Source organism: Pseudarthrobacter sp. R1 (genome assembly GCF_024494415.1).
Lineage (GTDB): Bacteria > Actinomycetota > Actinomycetes > Actinomycetales > Micrococcaceae > Arthrobacter.
Genome location: NZ_JAMKFI010000008.1, coordinates 620,710 through 639,729 on the forward strand (window position 1 = coordinate 620,710; position 19,020 = coordinate 639,729).

The following is a 19,020-nucleotide window of genomic DNA, read 5'->3' on the forward strand; positions in this document are numbered from 1 at the left end:
CGCCCACCTCCAGGAGGTGGGCGGCCGTTTCGTTGTCCTGGGAATCAGGAGTTGTAGCCCTGTGGATTGTTTTTCTGCCAGCGCCAGTGGTCCTCGCACATTTCATCCACTGTCTTGGTGGTGGACCAGCTAAGGTCTGCCAAGGCGGAGGTGGCGTCGGCCCAAAACGCTGGCAGGTCGCCGGCGCGGCGGCCCGTGATTTCGTACGGGATTGGTTTGCCCACTGCCTTCTCGAAGGAGCGCAGGACCTCCAGCACCGAGGAGCCCTTGCCGGAACCGAGGTTCCAGCGGAAGACGCCGGCGCGGTCCGCCACATGGTTCAGTGCGGCCACGTGGCCTTCGGCAAGGTCGACGACGTGGATGTAGTCGCGCAGGCACGTACCGTCCGGGGTGTCGTAGTCGCCGCCGAAGACCATGAGCTTTTCGCGCCTGCCTACCGCTACCTGGGCGATGAAGGGCACCAGGTTGTTCGGGATGCCCTGGGGATCTTCGCCGATCCGGCCGGAGGGGTGCGCGCCCACAGGGTTGAAGTAGCGCAGCAGGGCTATATGCCAGCGGCTGTCGGCTGAACCCAGGTCCGAGAGGATGTCCTCGATCTGTTCCTTGGTGCGGCCGTAGGGGTTGTTGGCCCCGATCTCCATCTTTTCCACGTAGGGGATGGGGTTGTGCTCGCCGTAAACTGTGGCGGAGGAGCTGAAGACGATGGAGCGGACGTTGTACCGGTCCATGACCCGGATGAGGTTCAGGGTACCCACCAGGTTGTTGTAGTAGTAGTTAAGCGGCTCGCGCACTGACTCGCCCACGGCCTTCAGCCCGGCGAAGTGGATTACGGCGTCGATGGTGTCGCCGGCAAACACTTTTTCCACGGCGGCTTCGTCCACGAGGTCGACGTTGTGGAACTCTGCTGTCTTGCCGGTGAGTTCCGCAACCCGGCGGAGCGACTCTTCGCTGGAGTTGACGAGGTTGTCGATGACCACCACGTCATGGCCGGCTTCCTGCAGGGACAGAACAGTGTGGGAACCGATGTAGCCGGTTCCCCCTGTGACCAGTATTTTCATGCCTCCAACGCTATCCCAACTCGGCGGGCTGCCGCCGTTGTGTCCCGGATAACGGGCAGCATGACGGGCGTTTACGGTACTGGCGGCGGGCCGGACGCTTTATGGAGCACGGATGTGTTAAAAATTGGAGTGCCTAAAATTGTCAATGCCGAAGCCCGGCGCCAGGACGTGGTCGAAGCGGTCTGGCGGATCATCGCAGTGGACGGGCTGGAAAAAGCGTCGCTCCGGGAAGTGGCAGATGAGGCGGGGCTCGCCGTCGGGTCCGTAAGGCACTACTTCGCGGGAAGCGAGGAGTTGCTCACCCACTCCTTTGCGACCGTCGTTGACCGTATCGTTACCAGGCTGGATGAAGCCCTGCCCGCCTTGGAGAAGAACCCGCCCGCAAGTCCTGAACACCGGGAGGCGGTTTTAACACTCTTGGGCGAACTGCTGCCGCTCGATGAACGGCGGGCTGTGGAGGCCTGTGTCTGGATGGCTTTTCGGAACGCCGCCAGGATCAGGCCATTCCTTTCAGCGGAGGCCGATCGCAGCCACCGGGAAGTCGCGGCCTTGATGGGACGCGCCATCATCACCCTGATGCCGGCCGGTGCGCCTGAGGAAGCGCTGGTGGTGGAGGCCGAGAGGCTCCTGGCGACCCTCGACGGACTGTGTATGCATGCCCTGCTCCAGCCGGCCTGGATGACGGCCGGCATATGCAGGGATGTACTGGAGCGGCACCTTGACGGGCTTGCGGCGTGACTGCCGTTAACGTCGCCGACCATGGGGAATAGACTGATAACCGGGGGCGTGACACCGGATCAACAGGCCCGGTCACAACGCGCCAGGGAAGGATTTCGGATGCACCAAACAGGCGGTTCCGGCTGGCAGATCACCACCGACACGTCCGGACCGATGATGATCGCCCTGTACGTCCGCGATGCAGCCGGGCTGGACGGCGCCGGCCACCCGGCCCTGTCGCACGCCGCGCCCAAAATCCGCCCTGCAGACCATTCCCACCTCACTGCCGATGTTGGTGGCCTGAGCGGGCTTAAGACGGAGTGGGAGGCCTGGTGGGCGCAGCTGCTGAAGGCCCATCCCCAGACGTCGCCGGAACTGTCGCCGCCTGATTTTGAGGCCTTTGGCAATTCGCCCGCGCTGCAGCGCGTACTGCAGGCGCACTTCGGCTCTGCCCTCACCTGGGCGCGGGAGCGCAGGAGCGAATACGCCGAGCTGGAAGCGGAGCGGGCTGCCATCGGTACAGACCAGCTGCTGGAGGACATGGTTGATGACAGGCTGCTGGAAGTAGGGCGGGACGCCCGCGACTTCAAGCTGACCATCATCGAGTTGCCTCTGAACGAGCAGCGGGCCTGGTACCTCGAACCGGACAAAATCATCATGAGCCACCAGCTGATGGGCCAGCCCGAGCTGTTCCGCAGCTATGTCCAGCCGGTGGTGGAAATACTGGCTTAGGACAGCCAGCGGGCTCAGCCCTCGACGCCAACCGGTGACACAGTGATCCGGACCTCGCCGTCAGAGCCCGGTGAGTCCTGCCAGCCGTTGCGCTGTCCACGGTCCCAGGTCCGTCCAGCCACCTGTACCTGCGTCACTTCATACCCCTTGGCGTTTGCCACGGCCCACTGGGCAACGGACCAGGCCTGGCTGCCGGTGGCCTCCACCACCAGCGTTTGGCCTTCCACAGCCGTGACCAAGGGTCCGTAGGCCTGGGCCAGTCCGGCCGAAACAGCGCCAGGGTCTCCGACCGCCACCGCGGAGCGGAGTGTGCACTGAACGGCCTCGGGCGTCTGGCCGGACAGCCCGGAAGCAAAGAAGCGCCCCATCCGCTCATGCTGGGCATAGGCGGTGGGGAAAGCGGACCGCTGGACCCGCTGCGCCGCTTCGGTGATCTCCATCGACTCATAGCCGGGGATCTGGACCAAAGCGTCATAGAAGGCGTTTGCTGCATAGTACGGGTCCATGACCTGCGCCTCGCTGCCCCAGCCCTGCGACGGACGCTGCTGGAACAGCCCCCGCGAATCAGGGCCTGCCTGGTCTCCGTGGTCGATGTTCCGCAGCTTGGACTCCTGCATTGCGGTGGCCAGCGCTATGGTCGCGGCCCTCGGCGGGAGCCCCCGCTGGACAGCGACGGCGGTGATCAGGGAAGCGTAGACCGCCTGGTCGGGGGCCAGCTCTGCCGTTCCTCCGCCCACGACGGCGATGCAGCGTTCCGAAACAAGGGTTTCGGAACGCTGCACAAAAAACACCGCCGCATAGACGCCGCCGATCACCAGTGCGAGGGTGAGCAGCAGCACCAGGAGCCTGCGCAGGCCTCGGCTTCGTGCCATAGGGATCAGTTGGCGTGCAGGGCGTCGTTCAGTTCCACGCTCTGGCCCGCACGGGGGAGGACCTCCACAGCACCGTTGGTGGAGTTGCGGCGGAACAGCAGGTTGGGGACGCCGGAGAGTTCCGCGGCCTTAACGATCTTTGTGGTGTCTTCGCCCACCTCGTCCTTGGGACCAGGTACGCGCACCCGGGTTCCTGCCGTGACATAGAGGCCGGCTTCCACCACCGAGTCGTCGCCGATGCTGATGCCGACGCCGGAGTTCGCGCCGAGAAGCACGCGCTCACCGATAGTGATCTTCTCTTTGCCGCCGCCGGACAGCGTGCCCATGATGGACGCTCCGCCGCCGACGTCGCTGCCGTCACCCGTCACTACACCCGCGGAAATCCGGCCCTCCACCATGGAGGTGCCCAGCGTGCCCGCGTTGAAGTTGACGAAGCCTTCGTGCATGACCGTAGTGCCTTCGGCGAGGTGCGCACCCAGGCGCACGCGGTCGGCGTCGGCGATCCTGACACCCGTGGGAACCACGTAGTCCACCATGCGGGGGAACTTGTCGATGCCGTACACGGTGACTGCCCCGCGCCGGCGCAGCCGGGCGCGGGTCAGTTCAAAGCCCTCCACCGCGGCGGGCCCGAAGTTCGTCCACACAACATTCGGCAGTTTGCCGAAGATGCCGTCCAGGTTGATGGTGTTCGGCCGGACCAGGCGGTGGGAGAGCAGGTGCAGGCGAAGGTAGGCGTCAGCGGTGTCGGCCGGGGCCTCATCGAGGTTGATCTGGACAAAGACCACCTTCTGCTCGGTGCCGCGGTCCTCATCCGTTCCGGCCTCTGCGATCCGGGTGAGTGCCTCGTCCGCATTTTCCACTGCGCGCAGGTGTTCGGCAGCGACGCCCAGCGAAGGTGCCGGGAACCAGACGTCCAGGACGGTGGCATCACCATTGGCAACGGCAATGGTGGCCACGCCAAAGCCGTAGGCGGAGCGTTCTTCAGTGGGGGCAGTCTGGGTTTCGGGCACAGCGGAGGAAGCAGTTTCAGTCATTGCCCCAGTCTATCGACGGGCGGGGACCTGCTCCGAACTAGACTGGCTTCGTGACTGCCGAAACCGCCCACGGACCATCCACCCGTCGCCTTGACCTCCGCCAGGACGTTGCGCTCCTGACCGCCGCGATTATGGACATCAACAGTGTCTCCGGCAGTGAAACGGAATTGGCCGACGCCGTCGAAGCGGCCCTGCTGGCCCTTCCGGAACTGCACGTTGTCCGCGACGGCGACTCGATCATTGCCCGCACGGAGCTGGGCAACGCGGAACGCGTCATCCTGGCGGGCCACCTGGACACCGTTCCGCTGCCCCTGACTGAAGGGTCCAGGGGTACGGTTCCTTCCAGCTGGGAGTCCGGCATCCCCGGGGAAGGCGTGCTGTACGGCCGCGGTGCCACCGACATGAAGGGCGGCGTCGCGGTGCAACTGGCGCTTGCCGCCACAATGTTCGACGGCGGGACGGCTCCCAAGCGGGACGTCACCTTTGTTTTCTACGACCACGAGGAAGTCGAGGCCGTGAAGAGCGGCCTGGGCCGGCTGGTGCGCAACCACGGCCACCTGCTCGACGGCGACTTCGCCATCCTGCTGGAACCAACCGACGGCACGGTGGAGGGCGGCTGCAACGGCACCAGCCGGTTCGAGGCAACGACTGTGGGCGAGGCAGCCCACTCCGCCCGTGCCTGGATGGGCAGCAACGCCATCCACGCAGCGGCACCCATCCTGGCCAGGCTGGCGGCCTACGAACCAGCCACCGTCAACGTGGACGGGCTGGAATACCGCGAGAGTCTCAACGCGGTAAAAATCAACGGCGGCACTGCCGGCAATGTCATTCCGGACCGGTGCGTGGTGGAGATCAACTACCGCTTTGCGCCGGACAAGACCCCGGACCAGGCCGAAGCCGTGGTGCGGGAACTCCTGGAAGGTTTTGACGTCGTCCGCACTGATGCTGCCGCCGGTGCACGCCCGGGGCTCCAGCACCCCGCAGCCGCTTCCTTCGTTGCCGCCGTCGGAGCCGAGCCAAAGCCCAAATACGGCTGGACCGATGTCGCGCGGTTCAGTGAACTGGGGATCCCGGCGGTCAATTTCGGGCCGGGTGATGCCTTGCTGGCCCATAAGGACAACGAGCACGTCCACGCCGACGCCATCCGCAAATGCCTGCAGGCGCTGCAGGACTGGTTGGCAGCCTGACGCAGGGGACAAGCCTGAAGTTAACGGGCGATGGCCCGGACCGAAAGGTCCGGGCCATCGCTTATTAACAAAAGGGGCTGTGCGAACGGTCAGGGGATCGGGGCGTTGGCCTTTTCGGGTTCTGCCTTGGCCACGCCGCCTGCCGCCTTCTTGGATCCGCGGCGTTCGATCCACACTGCGATGCGTGAAACGCAGATGTTGATGGCAATGTAGATCGCCGCTGCCACGAAGAAGATGGGGAACAGGAACTGTGTGCCCAGGAAGTCAGCCATCACCTGCACGGCACGCAGCAGCTCGCCGTACGCCACGATGTAGCCGAGGGACGTGTCCTTCAGGAGCACCACCATCTGGGCTACGAGCGAGGGCATCATGCGCCGGATGGCCTGCGGCAGCTCGATCAGCATGCGGGACTTGAAGCTGGTCAGGCCAATGGCCAGACCGGCTTCCCGCTGCCCCCTGGGAAGCGACTGGATGCCCGCACGGATGATTTCAGCGAACACTGCCGAGTTGTAGAGCACCAGGCCGGTGACAACGGCAATGAACGGCGAGGTTCCGAAGCCGAGCAGGATGAACAGCATCATCAGGACCACCGGCATGCCGCGGAGGAACTCCAGCAGCACCCGGACAGGGATGCGGATGAAGGCTGCATCCGAGATGCGCAGCAGGCACAGCAGGAGGCCGAGCGGGAAGGCGATCACTGCTGCCAAAGCCGCGGCGCTGAGGGTTGCGCTCAATCCGTTGCCCAGGAGTGTCCACACATCTGCACGGGTGAAGATGGCCCACCGGCGCCCTTCAAAGATGCCTTGCTGGGCGAAGGTCATGATGATCCAGGCGAGCAGGCCCAGGATCAGCAGGGAACCGACGATCGAACCAATCAGGGATATCCGCCGGGCCTTCGGGCCGGGAACGTCGTAAAGTACCGAGGTCATCGGGCAATCGCCACCTTTCGTTCCACCGTGCTGGCAAGGATGCCCAGCGGAACGGTGAGGAGCAGATAGAAGAACGCAACGCCCAGCAGCACGGGGATCACGGCGTCACCGTTGGCGTTGGCCAGCTGGCGGCCGTAGCCGAACAGTTCGAGGACGAAGAACGCGCCGGCCACCGAGGAGTTCTTTACCAGTGCGATCAGGATGTTGATCAACGGCGGGATCACAGTCCGCAGGGCCTGCGGGAGGATGATGAGGTTCAGGACCTGCCCGAAGTTCATGCCGATGCTGCGTGCGGCTTCGGCCTGCCCAACGGGAACACTGTTGACACCTGAGCGGACAGCTTCGGCGATGAACGCTGCGGTGTAGGTACTGAGGGCAATGATGGCTGCAACCTCGAACTGCTCGAAGGTAACGCCGAGCCGGGGGAGGACGATCGCTGCGAAGAAGAAGGCGATGGTCAGCGGGGTGTTCCGGAGCACCTCGACGTAGACCATGCTGAAGCCGCGGAGTGCTGCTACTGGGGAAACCCTGGCTGCCGCCAGCAGCGTGCCAAGAACCAGGGCGATGACTCCGGAAACGGCGGAAAGGAAAAGCGTGCGGAGAAAACCGTTCCAGTACAGGGGCAGGTTTTCAAGAATGACGTCCATAAAATCCTTCGGATGTGGGCGTGGACGGGAGCGGAGACGGTGGTTGCCGGGGCCGCGGAACAGCCCCGGCAACCACCGGGGTTACCTAGTAACGGTCGAGCTTGGGCAGCTCAGGGGCAGTCTTGATGACTGAACCTGCGGTAGCTTCCCATGCCTTCTTGTAGGACCCGTCCTCCTGGAATGCTTCCAGCTGGTCGTTGATCCAGTTGCGGAACTCGGTGTCATCCTTCTTCAGGCCGATGCCGTAGGGCTCCTTCGTGAAGGTCTCATCCGAGGCGAGCTTGAAGGCGTCCGGCTCCTTGTCCACAAAACCGGCCAGGATGACGTTGTCGGTGGTGACTGCTTCAACCTGCTTGTTGCGCAGGGGCTCGAGGCAGGCGGAGTAGGTGGCTGCAGGGACGAGCTCTGCCCCGTACTTGTCCACGATCGTCGCGGCGGGGGTCGAGCCGGTGACCGAGCAGACCTTCTTGCCCTTGACGTCCTCGGGGGTCTTGATGGTGTCGTTGTCCTTGTTCACCATCAGGGCCTGGCCTGCTTCGTAATACGGACCGGCGAAGCTGACAACCTGCTTGCGCTTGTCGTTGATGGTGTACGTGGCGATCACCAGGTCAACCTTGCCCTGCTCGATGAACGGCTCCCGGTTGGCCGAGACGGTTTCGGACCATTCAATCTTGTCAGCGGCGATACCCAGCTTGGCGGCGATCAGCTTGCCGATTTCGACGTCGAAGCCGACAGGCTTGCCGTCCAGGCCCACCTGGCCGAAGAGGGGCTGGTCATACTTGGTGCCGATCTTGATGGTTCCGGCCGAAGCCAGCTTTTCCATGGTGGTGCCGGCGGCGAACGTGGGTGCTGCTTCAACGGAGGGGTCGCTGGTGGTGCCGGCCCCGCCTCCGCCACAGGCGCTCAGGGACAGGGCGAGGGCAGCGGTAGCCGCCACGAAGAATGACTTCCGCCGGGTCATAAATGCCTTCATGACATTCCTTTCATTGGTGGCCGTGGGTCACGGCCTGGGTGCGAACTCGGAGTGTTTGTTCGTAGGTGAATCAGTGGGTCAGGAGCTTGGAGAGGAAATCCTTGGCGCGGTCGCTCTTGGGATTGGTGAAGAACTCCTCAGGGGTGGCGTCCTCGACGATCTGGCCGTCCGCCATAAAGACCACCCGGTCCGCGGCTTTGCGGGCGAAGCCCATCTCGTGGGTGACCACGATCATGGTCATGCCCTCCTTGGCCAGCTGGATCATCACGTCCAGGACCTCGTTGATCATCTCGGGGTCAAGCGCGGAGGTGGGCTCATCGAAGAGCATGACCTTGGGCTTCATGGCGAGGGCGCGGGCGATGGCAACACGCTGCTGCTGGCCGCCGGACAGCTGCGCGGGAAGCTTCGGAGCCTGGTGCCCGACGCCCACCCGTTCAAGCAGCGCCATGGCGTCCTTGTCCGCGTTGGCCTTTGCAACGCCCTTGACCTTGATGGGGCCCAGGGTGACGTTTTCGAGGATGGTTTTGTGGGCGAAGAGATTGAATGACTGGAAAACCATTCCGACGTCGGCCCGGAGCTGCGCCAGTTCCTTGCCTTCCGCGGGAAGGACTTTCCCATCGATGCTGATGGTGCCGCCTTCGATGGTTTCGAGGCGGTTGATGGCGCGGCAGAGAGTGGACTTACCGGAGCCTGACGGCCCGATGACCACAACAACCTCGCCTTTGCGGACCTGCAGGTTGATGTCCTTCAAAACGTGCAGCTGGCCGTAATGCTTATTTACGGCGTTCAGGGAGACGAGGGCATCGCCGGGCACATGAGTAGTCATAAGGAAGAATCTAGCGAACAACGGTGCGTTATGACGCGAATCACCGCAAGTTCCTGCGGATCGTGATTCAAGAGATACCTCCCGCTGGCAGGTTAGCCTTGGGGAATGAGCATCAGTGCAGATCCGGCCAAAAACTCCCAGCCGCGCCGCAAAGGACCCCTTGAACTTCGCCGCAAGCAGGCGTCAGTTGAGATGTCCGACCAGCATTTGCTTGATACCAAAGGCCTTGGCCAATTCGTGCACACCGATCCATGGCGCGTGCTCAGGATCCAAAGCGAGTTCGTCGAGGGGTTCGGGGCGCTGGCTGACCTCGGGCCGGCTGTCAGCGTCTTCGGTTCAGCCCGGACCAAGCCGGGCAGCCCCTACTACGAGATGGGCGTCGAAGTGGGGCGGAAGCTGGCCGAGGCAGGCGTCGCGGTGATCACCGGAGGCGGACCGGGGTCCATGGAAGCAGCCAACCGCGGTGCCGTTGAAGGCAACGGCGTATCAGTGGGCCTCGGCATCGAGCTCCCGTTCGAGCAGGGCCTGAACCAATGGGTGGACCTGGGAATCAACTTCCGCTACTTCTTTGCCCGCAAAACCATGTTCGTGAAGTACGCGCAGGGATTCATCGTCCTTCCTGGCGGCCTTGGCACGCTGGATGAACTCTTCGAAGCTATGGTCCTGGTGCAGACCAGGAAGGTGACGTCCTTCCCGATCGTGCTGCTCGGCGTCGACTTCTGGGGCCCGATGATCGATTGGATCAGGGGCACGCTCGTGGCTGAGGGGATGGTCTCGGAAAAGGACCTGGACCTGATCCAGGTGGTGGATGACCCGGCGGAAGCGGTGGACCGCGTGCTCCACGTGGCCGTCACCCCCTCCCTGAACGGCGAACAGCGCCCGGAATAACAAAGACGGCCACGTCTGGCACGATGGGATAGTGACTTTTTTTCTGGTCTTCCTTGCCGTGGCCCTGATCGGCGCTGTCCTCTGGGCCGGTGCAGGGGGACGTTCCGGCAGGTCCGGCGGCCGTGCACTGCCCGCCCTGCTGGACGCCGGCCTTGACCAGCCTCCCGCTAACCTTCCGCCGGTCCTCCTGCCAGCCAACGCGGCGCCGCAGGACGTGGACCGCGTGCGGTTTTCCCTGGGCCTGCGGGGCTACCGGATGGACCAGGTGGATCAGGTACTCGATGAGTTGAGGGACCAGCTTGCGGCAAGCCGGGACGAAGTCGAGGTCCTGAAGGCCAGGCTGGAAGCCATGGAAGACGCAGGGTCCACCGCTGTCCCGGCGGCGGAGCCCGCCGTCGGGACAGGTGCGCAGGCTGAACCGCCGGCGGCGGAAACCCTTGGGCATGCCGGGGCAGGGGCCGGGGCCGGGGAGGACCGGGAGTGAGCACTGCCACCCGGCGGGGAACAGGCGTTACAGCGTCGGTCCAGGCGGTCGCCGTCCGGTTCCGCGCAAGCGTCCGCGGCTGGCCTTGGTGGCTCCAGGTCTCGGCCATCTACGTCGCAGCAAGGTCCGTCAGCGCCGCGATTTTTATGGCTGCCGCCCTGCACCAAGGGCCCAACCCTTGGTTCCCGGCCAAGCCCGACTACTGGAACTTCATCAACATCTGGGACGCGCGCTGGTACGGCAGGGTTATCGCCAACGGTTACCCCGCCACCCTTCCGGTCGATGACGCGGGCAATGTCCAGGAAAATACGTGGGCCTTTTATCCCCTGTACCCGTCCCTGGCAGGAGGGCTCAGCAGGCTGACGGGGTTGGCCCCTGCTGCTTCGCTGACCATTATCGCCATGCTGTCCGGACTGGCTGCCGCGCTGGTGGTTTATGCGCTTTTCCGGCATAAGGCAGCACACGGGCCGGCACTGTGGGCGGTGGCGTTCTTCGCCACCTTCCCTGTGTCCGCGGTGCTCCAGGTGCCATATGCCGAACCGTTGTCACTGTTGCTGCTCGCGGCCGCACTGCTGCTGGTAGTCCGGCGGCAGTACCTGTGGGCGATCCCGGTGGTAGTGATGCTGTGCCTCTCGCGTCCGGTGGGCGTTCCATTCGCGGCCATGCTGGGGCTCCTGCTGGTCCACCGGCTGGTGCAGCGCTGGGGCGGGCGTGAACCGGATCCGCACTCCGTCCGGGACCTGGCGGCCCTCACCGCCCTAACGGCAGTGGCAGGCCTCGCGGCGCTGGCATGGCCGGCCGCCGCCTGGGCGGCAACGGGGGACATCCAGGCCTATACCAAGACTGAAACAGTGTGGCGGGGCCAGGATCTGGTGCCGTTCAAGCCCTGGTTCGACACGGGCGTCGACCTCTTCGGCCCGGTGCTCGGAGTGATGGCGCCTTTCGTATTTGTGGCGCTCTTCGGCGCGATGCTGTACCTGCCTCCGGTGGTCCGGCTCGGCGCCGAACTCCGGCTGTGGTGCGCCTGCTACATGGGTTACCTGGTGATGTTCCTCCACCCGCAGACCAGCACTTTCCGTATGCTGCTGCCGCTGTTCCCACTGGCGCTGGGCGCCGCGCTCCTGTCCCGGTCCCGGGCTTACCGCGGAACTGTTGTGGTGATGTTCGTGTTGTTGCAGATCGTGTGGATTGTCTGGCTGTGGGCGTGGGCGCAGCTGCCTGGCGGCGGGGATTATCCACCCTAGAAATCCCGGCTTCTGTGCAGGTCAGAGTGCAAATTGGACCCGCCCACAAATGTCCATCGATTAGCTACGGGCGGGTAATTCCGCGATAATGGTAGGTAAGCAAGGACAATAAGCATTCAGAATACGCGCGGCCCCGGCGGTGTCCATCCACTCCGCCATGGCAGCTTGATCTACATGCGGACACAGCCCACCCGGGCTGATCAGTCCTGGGACTAAATGGAGGGGAATTCCTCATGGCGGCTATGAAACCACGCACCGGCGACGGCCCAATGGAAGTCACCAAGGAGGGCCGCAGCCTGATCATGCGCGTCCCGCTCGAAGGCGGCGGGCGCCTGGTGGTCGAACTGAATGCAGCCGAAGCGGCAAACCTCAAGGAATGTCTGGTCGGCGTTACCGAATAATTGTGCCGGACAGGGTCCGCAAGCCTTCGGGCTGCGGATCCTGTCTTATTTTTTGACCGCTACGAGCATGCCGTCGCCGGTGGGAAGCATGGCGGAGGCCAGCCTCTCGTCGTCGCGAATGCTCTTCCCCACCTGGCGAAGGACCACCGTGGTGGCCTCGCGGCCCGCAGGGTTGGCTACCTTGTCCTTGTCCAGTGCATCGTTGATGATCAGCAGCCCGGCGGGCTTCAGGAGCCGGATGGCCTGCTCCACATAACCGGGAAGTCCCGGCTTGTCAGCGTCGATGAACACCAGGTCGTACGCGCGGTCCGTGAGGCGCGGCAGGACGTCGCCCGCGCGGCCGGAGATGGTGCGGGTGCGGTTGGCCGGGCTGCCGGCCTCCGAGAAGGCTTCCCGTGCGGCTTTGAGATGTTCAACGTCCACGTCGATGGTGGTGAGGACCGCGTGCGGACCGAGGCCGCGGAGCAGGCAGACACCGGAGACGCCTGCCCCGGTTCCGATTTCGACGGCGGTCTGGGCCTTCGACGCGGCAGCGAGGACGGTGAGGACGGCGCCCACGCCGGGCCCGATGGGGGTCACGCCCAATTCAAAGGAGCGTTCCCGGGCCCGCAGCATGACCTCATCCTCAGTGGGCAGATCTTCTGCATAGGACCAGCTGGTGGACTTGTCGGCGCTCATGGGTTTTCGCTTTCTGGGCGGCAGGGGGAGTGTCCTGTACAGCCTACTGTGTCGTTCGGCAACAGCCGGGAAGGCAGGCTGTTGCGCCCACGGCTGAAGTTACCTGGCAGTCAGGAAATTCCCAGCCAAATTTGAAATGATTATTATCTGGTCATCCGTAGGGTGGCCGGCGCCGAATCAGAGATGTCAACAGTGTCCGGGCGTAAGCATTCCACGAGGGGAGTGGACGATGTCATCATCAGTTGTGGCACCTGTCCCTGCAGCAAACAAGCCGGAGTCCGAGTGGGTGCGCCCCACTTGGGAAGAAGTGGTGACCAACCACTCCGCGAAGGTTTACCGGCTGGCTTACCGCCTGACCGGAAACAAGTACGACGCCGAAGACCTCACCCAGGAGGTGTTTGTCCGCGTCTTCCGTTCGCTGGAAAATTTCAAGCCCGGAACGCTGGACGGCTGGCTGCACCGCATCACCACGAACCTCTTCCTGGACCAGGCACGGCGGAAAACACGCATCCGCTTCGACGCCCTTGCCGAGGACGCCGAGTCGAGGATTCCCGGGCGGGAACCGGGCCCGGAGCAGAGCTTCGAGCTGAACAACCTGGACCTTGATGTCCAGGCCGCCCTCGAGGAACTCCCGCCGGACTTCCGTGCGGCTGTGGTTCTTTGTGATCTCGAAGGCCTGTCCTACGACGAGGTGGCCGAGGCCCTGGGCGTCAAGCTCGGTACGGTGCGCTCCCGCATCCACCGGGGCCGCACCATGCTCCGCGAAAAGCTGGCCCACCGTGACCCGCGTCCGCAGCAGTCCAGGCCCAAACTGTCATTGCCGCGCATCGCCGGCATCCTCTGAACGGCACATGAGGCCCCAGTTTCCGCTCAGCCGCAGGCATCAGCGCACCGCGAGCCATATCCAGTCCTGCCATCAATGTGCTTCAGCCCTGCGCCGGGAGCGGCAGTACCTGGAGCGGCTGCGGGATGCGCCGATCCCGCCGGCCAGCGATGACCTGACCGCCCGGCTGCTGGCCAGGACCCAGGAGTTGGCAGCCCGGCCGCCGGTTCCTGCCCCGCATCACCAGGCATCCAGGGCAGCGGTCCGCGTGCTCGCCATGACGGCAGGTGGCACCGTTGCCGCAGCAGGTGTGCTCGCTGCCGGCGCTTTTGCTGTTGCCGGGGAACCCCTCCAGGCAGATGGTGCTGCAGCCACCCTCTCGCAGGTCTCCGTCCAGACTCCGGCTGACGGCAGGGCCCTGAGCGTGGACAGGTTGTCGGGCCTGCGCTCGGAGGGCTGGGTATGCCCCGAGCTCGGGGCCATGGGTTTCCGCCTCGAGTCGGCGAAAGCCGTGATGCTTGAGGGCCGCCCCGCCGTCGAACTGAAGCTCTCCGACGGAACCCACTACGCCACCATCACGGAACGGCAGAACCCCGGGGGCACAGAAGAGGAATCTGGTTCCGGGCAGACCGGCCCGCCGTTGCAGATCCTGGCGACCTCGCCCTGGTCCGCAACCTATCGGACGCAGGGCCGCACCTTCACCTATGTCTCCGACCTCCCCGCCGAACAGGCCGACGACGCCGTGCCCATCCTGCAGCGCCTCAGCGAACAGGCGGGCGAAGGTGTCGCAGCCGAAGCGCTGAAGGAATCTCTTGCGCAGCATCCTGAACCGGTGGCACAACGCCTGCAGCGCGGCGTAAACAAGATCGTGGCCCTTTTTACGCAGTAAAGCGGACAGTTCCCACCGCCCGTGGGCGGGAATCGTCACTGGCAGCCCGGAGAGGGTAATCTTCCTAAAGTGTTTGGAATCAACGGCCCGGAGTTCTTTCTTCTGCTGATCATTGGCGTCCTCGTGATCGGCCCCCAGCGGCTGCCCGAATACACGCAGAAACTGGCCAACCTGGTCAAGGAAGTCCGCCGCATGGCCTCCGGCGCCCGCGAGCAGATCAAGGAAGAAGTGGGAATCGACATCGATGATGTCGACTGGAAGAAGTACGACCCCCGCCAGTACGATCCCCGGCGCATCATCAAAGAGGCGCTCCTGGACGATGACGCCAAGCCCGTCAGCGCCGGTGCGCCTGCGGCCGTCGCAGCCGTCTCCGGCGCCGCCGCCGTCGCGGTGGCTGATGCCGCTCCGAAGCGACCTGAGAGGGTGCTTGAGTCGCTTCCGCCAGGCGAGGCTGCCCCCTTCGATACGGAAGCCACCTAGCCACCCCGGCATGGGGGAGGCCTTGGCAGGAAACTCAGCGGGGCTGCAGCCCCAGCTTCATACCCGCCAGACCCCGAGGTTTTGCTGCCAGCCTTCCGGCGATGTCCGAGAGCGCTTGTGCCGCCGGCGTTCCGGCCTGGCCGAGGACGATCGGTACTCCCCTGTCGCCGCCCTCGCGCAGTTGGATGTCCAGCGGGATCTGCCCCAGCAGCGGCACGTCGGCGCCCACAGTGGCTGTCAGCCGTTCCGCAAGGACCGCCCCGCCGCCGCTTCCAAACAGCTCCATCCTGCCGCCGTCGGGCATTTCCAGGTAGGACATGTTCTCGATAACCCCTGCCACGGACTGCCCCGTTTGCGTGGCGATGGCGCCGGCCCTCTCGGCGACGTCGGCCGCGGCGGCCTGCGGCGTGGTAACCACCAGGATCTCCGCCTTGGGGAGCAGTTGCGCGACGGAGATGGCGATGTCTCCGGTGCCGGGCGGCAGGTCCAGGAACAGGGCGTCCAGGTCGCCGAAGTAAACATCCGTCAGGAACTGCTCAAGGGCCCGGTGCAGCATGGGTCCGCGCCACGCTACAGGCTGGTTGCCGCTCACGAACATCCCGATGGAGATCACCTTCACGCCGTACGCAACCGGGGGAAGGATCATATCGTCCACCCGCGTGGGCGCCTGGCTGATGCCCATCAGGCCGGGAACCGAGAAGCCATAGACGTCGGCATCCACAATTCCCACGCGCAGCCCTTGTGCGGCGAGGGCGCAGGCAAGGTTGACAGTCACGGAGGACTTTCCCACCCCGCCCTTGCCGCTGGCCACCGCGTAGACCCTGGTAAGGGAGCCGGGCTCGTTAAAGGGGATGCCGCGCTGGCCGCCGGCCCCGCGGAGCAGCTCCTTGAGGGCATCACGCTGCTCCTGCGTCATCACCTTCAGTTCGACGTCGACGGCGGCCACTCCCGGAACTGCCAGCAGCGCCTTCGTCGCATCGGCTGTGATGGTGTCCCGGAGCGGGCAGCCGGCGATGGTGAGCAGGACAACCAGGCTGGCCCTGCCGTCGTCGGAAACGTTGACGGACTCCACCATGCCCAACTCAGTGATGGGACGGCGGAGCTCGGGGTCGATGACCGTGGCCAGGGCGGCATTGACTGCCCCGGCCAGCGAGGTGTTATTGATGGGTGCGCTCCTTAGCGGTCCTGGGTGGAATGCCCGGGCTTTACCCGGGGAATCTGTTGGGTGCGGGGGTTCCGCTGCCGGTCACGCTGTTCCTTGAGTTTCTCCCGCACCTTGTCGCGCGGGGACTCATGTTGCCCCTGCCCCGACGGATCATGCGTCCGGAGCTCTTCCTGGGCTTCCAGCATGTCCTCCAACAGTGAGCGCAGCTCGGCGCGGACGTAGTCGCGCGTTGCCACCTCGCGCAGCGCGATCCGCAACGATGCCAGTTCCCGGGTCAGGTATTCGGTATCGGACAGGTTGCGTTCAGCACGCTGGCGGTCCTGCTGGAGGGAGACGCGGTCGCGGTCGTCCTGGCGGTTCTGGGCCAGCAGCAGCAGCGGTGCCGCATAGGACGCCTGCAGGGACAGCATCAAGGTCAGCAGGGTGAAACCGAGGTCCCGGGAGTCGAACTGCCAGGCCAGCGGTGCCCATGTGTTCCAAGCCAGCCAGACGACAACGAAGACCGTCATGTAGACGAGGAACTGCGGCGTACCCATGAAACGGGCGAAGCCTTCGGTGGCGTGGCCGAAGGCATCCGGATCAGGGGAGAACTTTGGCAGGATCCGTTGGCGGCCGCTCAGCGGCGTGTCCAGGCTGCCCTTCGCCGCCGCCTTGGCGGGGGTCCGCAGGTTGGGGTTCTTGGGAGCACCAATGTCAGCCAATGCGGCCACCGAGCCTTCTTATCGGGGCTTCGCCGTCATGGGCTCGCCAGTCGTCCGGCAACAGATGATCCAGAACGTCATCAACAGTCACCGCCCCCACAAGCCGGCCGGCGTCGTTGACCACCGGAAGGGAGTTCAGGTTATAGGTAGCCAGGGTCCGTGCCACTTCGCTGATGTGGGCCTGGTCGGACAGCGGTTCAAGGTTCTTGTCCACCAGGTTTCCCAGCGGCTCGAACGGCGGGTATCGAAGCAACTGCTGGATGTGGACCACGCCCAGGAAGCGCCCGGTAGGAGTCTCCAGCGGAGGCCTGGTAATAAAAATGGACGAGGCAAGCGCCGGGGAGAGCTCCTCCCGCCGCACATGCGCCAGTGCCTCGGCCACCGTGGCCTCAGGCGGCAGGATGACCGGGACCGGCGTCATAAGGCCGCCGGCAGTGTCCTCGTCGTATTCCAGGAGGCGCCGCACATCCTCTGCGCCCTCGGGCTCCATCAGCTGGAGCAGTTCCTCCGCCTCGGCCGAGGGGAGCTCGCCGAGGAGGTCGGCGGCGTCGTCGGGGTCCATTTCCTCCAGGACATCGGCGGCGCGCTGGACGTCGAGGGCGGACAGGATCTCCACCTGGTCATCCTCCGGCATCTCCTGGAGGACGTCGGCCAGGCGTTCGTCCTGCAGCTCACTGGCCACTTCGAAGCGGCGCTTGTCGCTCATCTCCTGGAGGGCTTCGGCGAAGTCCGCGGGCTTGAGGTCTTCGTGGTTCGCCACGAACTGGGTGGCTGCCTGGGGCTCGGTGCGGGGCCCCTGCAGGGCGTCAGCCCAGTCGATGATGAGGGTCTCGTTCCGGCGGAGCCGGCTCAGCGGCGAAAGGGAATGGCCCCGCCGGACAAAAAGCTTGCTGACGAACCAGTCGCGGGAGCGGTGCTGGTCCATGGCGATGTCTTCGATGGTGGCGTCGCCGCTGCCGTCCCGGAGCGTGACGCGGCGGTCGAACATCTCCGCCACCACAAGGGTTTCGGCGCCGCGCTGCTCGAAGCGGCGCAGGTTGACCAGGCCGGTGCAGATGATCTGGGTCTGGTCGATGGAGGTAATCCGCGTCATGGGCACGAAGACCCGTTTCTTTCCGGGAACCTCCACCACGATGCCCACCACATGCGGGGCACCCTGGGTGCCGCGGGAGAGCACAACAACATCGCGCAGCCGGCCCAGCCGGTCGCCCAGCGGGTCGAAGACGTCCAGGCCCAGTAGGCGCGCCACGAAGACGCGGGTAGGAGTTGTGCTCACTCCTACAGGCTACCGAGTCTGCTCTCTTTTAGCTGAATTTACAGGCAGCACACATAGTCATGGGCAAGAATGGGACTATGGCAAACATTTTTGGCGCTCCCAAGGCCGGCGGGCCCAGCGGCGTGGACGAAGCCCGCGCGGTTCCCACTGGCGACACCGTCGGCTCCTACACGTCCTACCTGGACGCCCAGAAGGCTGTGGACTACCTCGCGGACCAGCAGTTCCCGGTCCACATGGTATCCATCGTGGGCAACGAACTGAAGATGGTGGAGCGGGTCACGGGGCGCCTGAGCTACCCGCGCGTGGCCCTGTCCGGGGCGCTGAGCGGCATGTGGTTCGGCCTTTTCGTGGGCGTGATGCTCTCCTTCTTCGCGCCCTCACCGGGGTACTTCTCCATCCTCGCCTCCGTACTGATGGGCGCGGCCTTCTTTATGCTCTTCGGCATTGTCACCTACGCCATGCAGCGGGGGAAGCGGGACTTTACGTCCACCAGCCAGGTGGTGGCCACCAGCTATGACGTCGTCGTTTCGCCGGAAGCTGCGCACGAGGCGCGCCGGCTGCTGCAGCAGCTGCCGATGACCCGCTCGGACGCCGCCGCGGGCAATGGCCCGTATACGCAGCGGGACTACCAGAACCAGCCCTACCAGCAGCCCGGCCAGGGCCCTGCCCGCCCCTCCGGCTGGAACGATCCTTATGGCCAGTCTGCCGGCAACCAGGTGCAGGAAAACCCGGCTTACGGCGCGCCCGCCGGGCAACAGGCCGACGCCGGCGCGCAGCAGCAGCCCGCGCCGTCACCGGCGCGCGCGGTGCGGTACCCCGACCTCCCTGATGGCCGGCCCCAGTACGGCGTCCGGGTTCCCCAGGATTCTGAAGCCGGGGCCGGCGACGCGGCGGGCGAGCAGCAAAGGCCGGCGCAGCAACCTGCAGGGCACCCCGACGACGGGCAGCCGGCGGGCCAGCAACCCGTGGATCGGCGCCCTGGTGACGATCAGCGCCCGGACGACTCCCGGCAGTAG

At 65.0% G+C, this 19,020-nt stretch carries 22 protein-coding genes; 11 read left to right on the forward strand and 11 right to left on the reverse strand.

Annotation, left to right across the window (positions count from 1 at the left end):
• Positions 1 to 44 precede the first annotated feature (44 nt).
• Positions 45 to 1,058, reverse strand: a complete 1,014-nt coding sequence (gene galE, locus M8J71_RS13725) for a UDP-glucose 4-epimerase GalE (protein ID WP_256248416.1) — start codon at positions 1,056 to 1,058, stop codon at positions 45 to 47.
• 129 nt (positions 1,059 to 1,187) lie between these two features.
• Between galE and M8J71_RS13730 the strand changes: the two genes are divergently transcribed.
• Together M8J71_RS13730 and M8J71_RS13735 are read left to right on the forward strand one after the other, a co-directional pair.
• Entirely contained in the window at positions 1,188 to 1,796 is a 609-nt protein-coding gene (locus M8J71_RS13730) for a TetR/AcrR family transcriptional regulator (protein ID WP_256248417.1), read from the forward strand.
• A gap of 99 nt (positions 1,797 to 1,895) precedes the next feature.
• Positions 1,896 to 2,507 (forward strand): hypothetical protein, encoded by a 612-nt coding sequence (locus tag M8J71_RS13735; RefSeq protein WP_163162140.1) that lies wholly within the window; start codon positions 1,896 to 1,898, stop codon positions 2,505 to 2,507.
• A gap of 14 nt (positions 2,508 to 2,521) precedes the next feature.
• Here M8J71_RS13735 and M8J71_RS13740 read toward each other — a convergent pair whose 3' ends face one another.
• Entirely contained in the window at positions 2,522 to 3,379 is an 858-nt protein-coding gene (locus tag M8J71_RS13740) for a hypothetical protein (protein WP_256248419.1), read from the reverse strand.
• Between the two features lie 5 nt (positions 3,380 to 3,384).
• Positions 3,385 to 4,413, reverse strand: a complete 1,029-nt coding sequence (gene dapD / locus M8J71_RS13745) for a 2,3,4,5-tetrahydropyridine-2,6-dicarboxylate N-succinyltransferase (protein WP_256248420.1) — start codon at positions 4,411 to 4,413, stop codon at positions 3,385 to 3,387.
• A 50-nt stretch (positions 4,414 to 4,463) separates the two neighbouring features.
• Here dapD and dapE point away from each other — a divergent pair, with 50 nt between their 5' ends.
• Positions 4,464 to 5,600 carry a succinyl-diaminopimelate desuccinylase gene (dapE, locus tag M8J71_RS13750; protein ID WP_256248421.1) on the forward strand — a complete coding sequence of 379 codons (1,137 nt, stop codon included), beginning with the start codon at positions 4,464 to 4,466 and terminating at the stop codon, positions 5,598 to 5,600.
• 89 nt (positions 5,601 to 5,689) lie between these two features.
• Here the strand turns inward: dapE and M8J71_RS13755 are convergent, their stop codons facing one another.
• The 4 genes from M8J71_RS13755 to M8J71_RS13770 all read right to left on the reverse strand — a co-directional run bounded on the left by M8J71_RS13755 (position 5,690) and on the right by M8J71_RS13770 (position 8,975).
• Positions 5,690 to 6,529, reverse strand: a complete 840-nt coding sequence (locus tag M8J71_RS13755) for an amino acid ABC transporter permease (RefSeq protein WP_256248422.1) — start codon at positions 6,527 to 6,529, stop codon at positions 5,690 to 5,692.
• Complete coding sequence (locus M8J71_RS13760; RefSeq protein ID WP_256248423.1) at positions 6,526 to 7,176, reverse strand: amino acid ABC transporter permease; 651 nt, start codon at positions 7,174 to 7,176, stop codon at positions 6,526 to 6,528. Before M8J71_RS13760 ends, M8J71_RS13755 begins: the two co-directional genes overlap by 4 nt.
• A gap of 85 nt (positions 7,177 to 7,261) precedes the next feature.
• Positions 7,262 to 8,149 (reverse strand): glutamate ABC transporter substrate-binding protein, encoded by an 888-nt coding sequence (locus M8J71_RS13765; RefSeq protein WP_256248424.1) that lies wholly within the window; start codon positions 8,147 to 8,149, stop codon positions 7,262 to 7,264.
• Positions 8,150 to 8,219: 70 nt separating this feature from the next.
• Positions 8,220 to 8,975, reverse strand: a complete 756-nt coding sequence (locus tag M8J71_RS13770) for an amino acid ABC transporter ATP-binding protein (RefSeq protein ID WP_256248425.1) — start codon at positions 8,973 to 8,975, stop codon at positions 8,220 to 8,222.
• A gap of 105 nt (positions 8,976 to 9,080) precedes the next feature.
• On the opposite strand from M8J71_RS13770, the gene M8J71_RS13775 reads away from it, so the two are divergent.
• The 4 genes from M8J71_RS13775 (at position 9,081) to M8J71_RS13790 (ending at position 11,992) form a co-directional block, all read left to right on the forward strand.
• On the forward strand, positions 9,081 to 9,863 hold the full coding sequence (locus M8J71_RS13775) for a TIGR00730 family Rossman fold protein (protein ID WP_163162156.1): 783 nt from the start codon (positions 9,081 to 9,083) through the stop codon (positions 9,861 to 9,863).
• Between the two features lie 31 nt (positions 9,864 to 9,894).
• Entirely contained in the window at positions 9,895 to 10,347 is a 453-nt protein-coding gene (locus tag M8J71_RS13780; RefSeq protein WP_256248426.1) for a DivIVA domain-containing protein, read from the forward strand.
• A complete protein-coding gene (locus tag M8J71_RS13785) occupies positions 10,344 to 11,591 on the forward strand; it encodes a hypothetical protein (protein WP_256248427.1) in 1,248 nt (415 codons plus the stop codon). The genes M8J71_RS13780 and M8J71_RS13785 overlap by 4 nt, the downstream gene beginning before the upstream one ends.
• A 233-nt stretch (positions 11,592 to 11,824) precedes the next feature.
• Positions 11,825 to 11,992 (forward strand): DUF3117 domain-containing protein, encoded by a 168-nt coding sequence (locus M8J71_RS13790; protein WP_009357720.1) that lies wholly within the window; start codon positions 11,825 to 11,827, stop codon positions 11,990 to 11,992.
• A gap of 45 nt (positions 11,993 to 12,037) precedes the next feature.
• Here M8J71_RS13790 and M8J71_RS13795 read toward each other — a convergent pair whose 3' ends face one another.
• Complete coding sequence (locus M8J71_RS13795) at positions 12,038 to 12,670, reverse strand: O-methyltransferase (protein WP_256248428.1); 633 nt, start codon at positions 12,668 to 12,670, stop codon at positions 12,038 to 12,040.
• Between the two features lie 229 nt (positions 12,671 to 12,899).
• On the opposite strand from M8J71_RS13795, the gene sigE reads away from it, so the two are divergent.
• From sigE to M8J71_RS13810, 3 genes are all read left to right on the forward strand, one after another.
• A complete protein-coding gene (gene sigE / locus M8J71_RS13800; RefSeq protein ID WP_163162164.1) occupies positions 12,900 to 13,514 on the forward strand; it encodes an RNA polymerase sigma factor SigE in 615 nt (204 codons plus the stop codon).
• Between the two features lie 7 nt (positions 13,515 to 13,521).
• Positions 13,522 to 14,382: an anti-sigma factor gene (locus tag M8J71_RS13805; protein ID WP_256248429.1), complete on the forward strand. Its 861-nt coding sequence runs from the start codon at positions 13,522 to 13,524 to the stop codon at positions 14,380 to 14,382.
• Positions 14,383 to 14,451: 69 nt separating this feature from the next.
• Entirely contained in the window at positions 14,452 to 14,862 is a 411-nt protein-coding gene (locus tag M8J71_RS13810; protein WP_256248430.1) for a Sec-independent protein translocase TatB, read from the forward strand.
• A gap of 34 nt (positions 14,863 to 14,896) precedes the next feature.
• On the opposite strand, the gene M8J71_RS13815 is transcribed toward M8J71_RS13810, so the two are convergent.
• The 3 genes from M8J71_RS13815 to M8J71_RS13825 are packed head-to-tail and all read right to left on the reverse strand — an operon-like array spanning position 14,897 to position 18,004.
• Positions 14,897 to 16,027: an Mrp/NBP35 family ATP-binding protein gene (locus tag M8J71_RS13815; RefSeq protein ID WP_256248995.1), complete on the reverse strand. Its 1,131-nt coding sequence runs from the start codon at positions 16,025 to 16,027 to the stop codon at positions 14,897 to 14,899.
• An 11-nt stretch (positions 16,028 to 16,038) separates the two neighbouring features.
• A complete protein-coding gene (locus M8J71_RS13820) occupies positions 16,039 to 16,737 on the reverse strand; it encodes a DUF1003 domain-containing protein (protein ID WP_163162168.1) in 699 nt (232 codons plus the stop codon).
• Complete coding sequence (locus M8J71_RS13825) at positions 16,721 to 18,004, reverse strand: magnesium transporter MgtE N-terminal domain-containing protein (RefSeq protein ID WP_256248431.1); 1,284 nt, start codon at positions 18,002 to 18,004, stop codon at positions 16,721 to 16,723. Before M8J71_RS13825 ends, M8J71_RS13820 begins: the two co-directional genes overlap by 17 nt.
• 77 nt (positions 18,005 to 18,081) lie before the next feature.
• On the opposite strand from M8J71_RS13825, the gene M8J71_RS13830 reads away from it, so the two are divergent.
• The gene (locus M8J71_RS13830) at positions 18,082 to 19,020 is read left to right on the forward strand and encodes a general stress protein (protein WP_256248432.1); all 939 of its coding nucleotides are present in this window, start codon (positions 18,082 to 18,084) and stop codon (positions 19,018 to 19,020) included.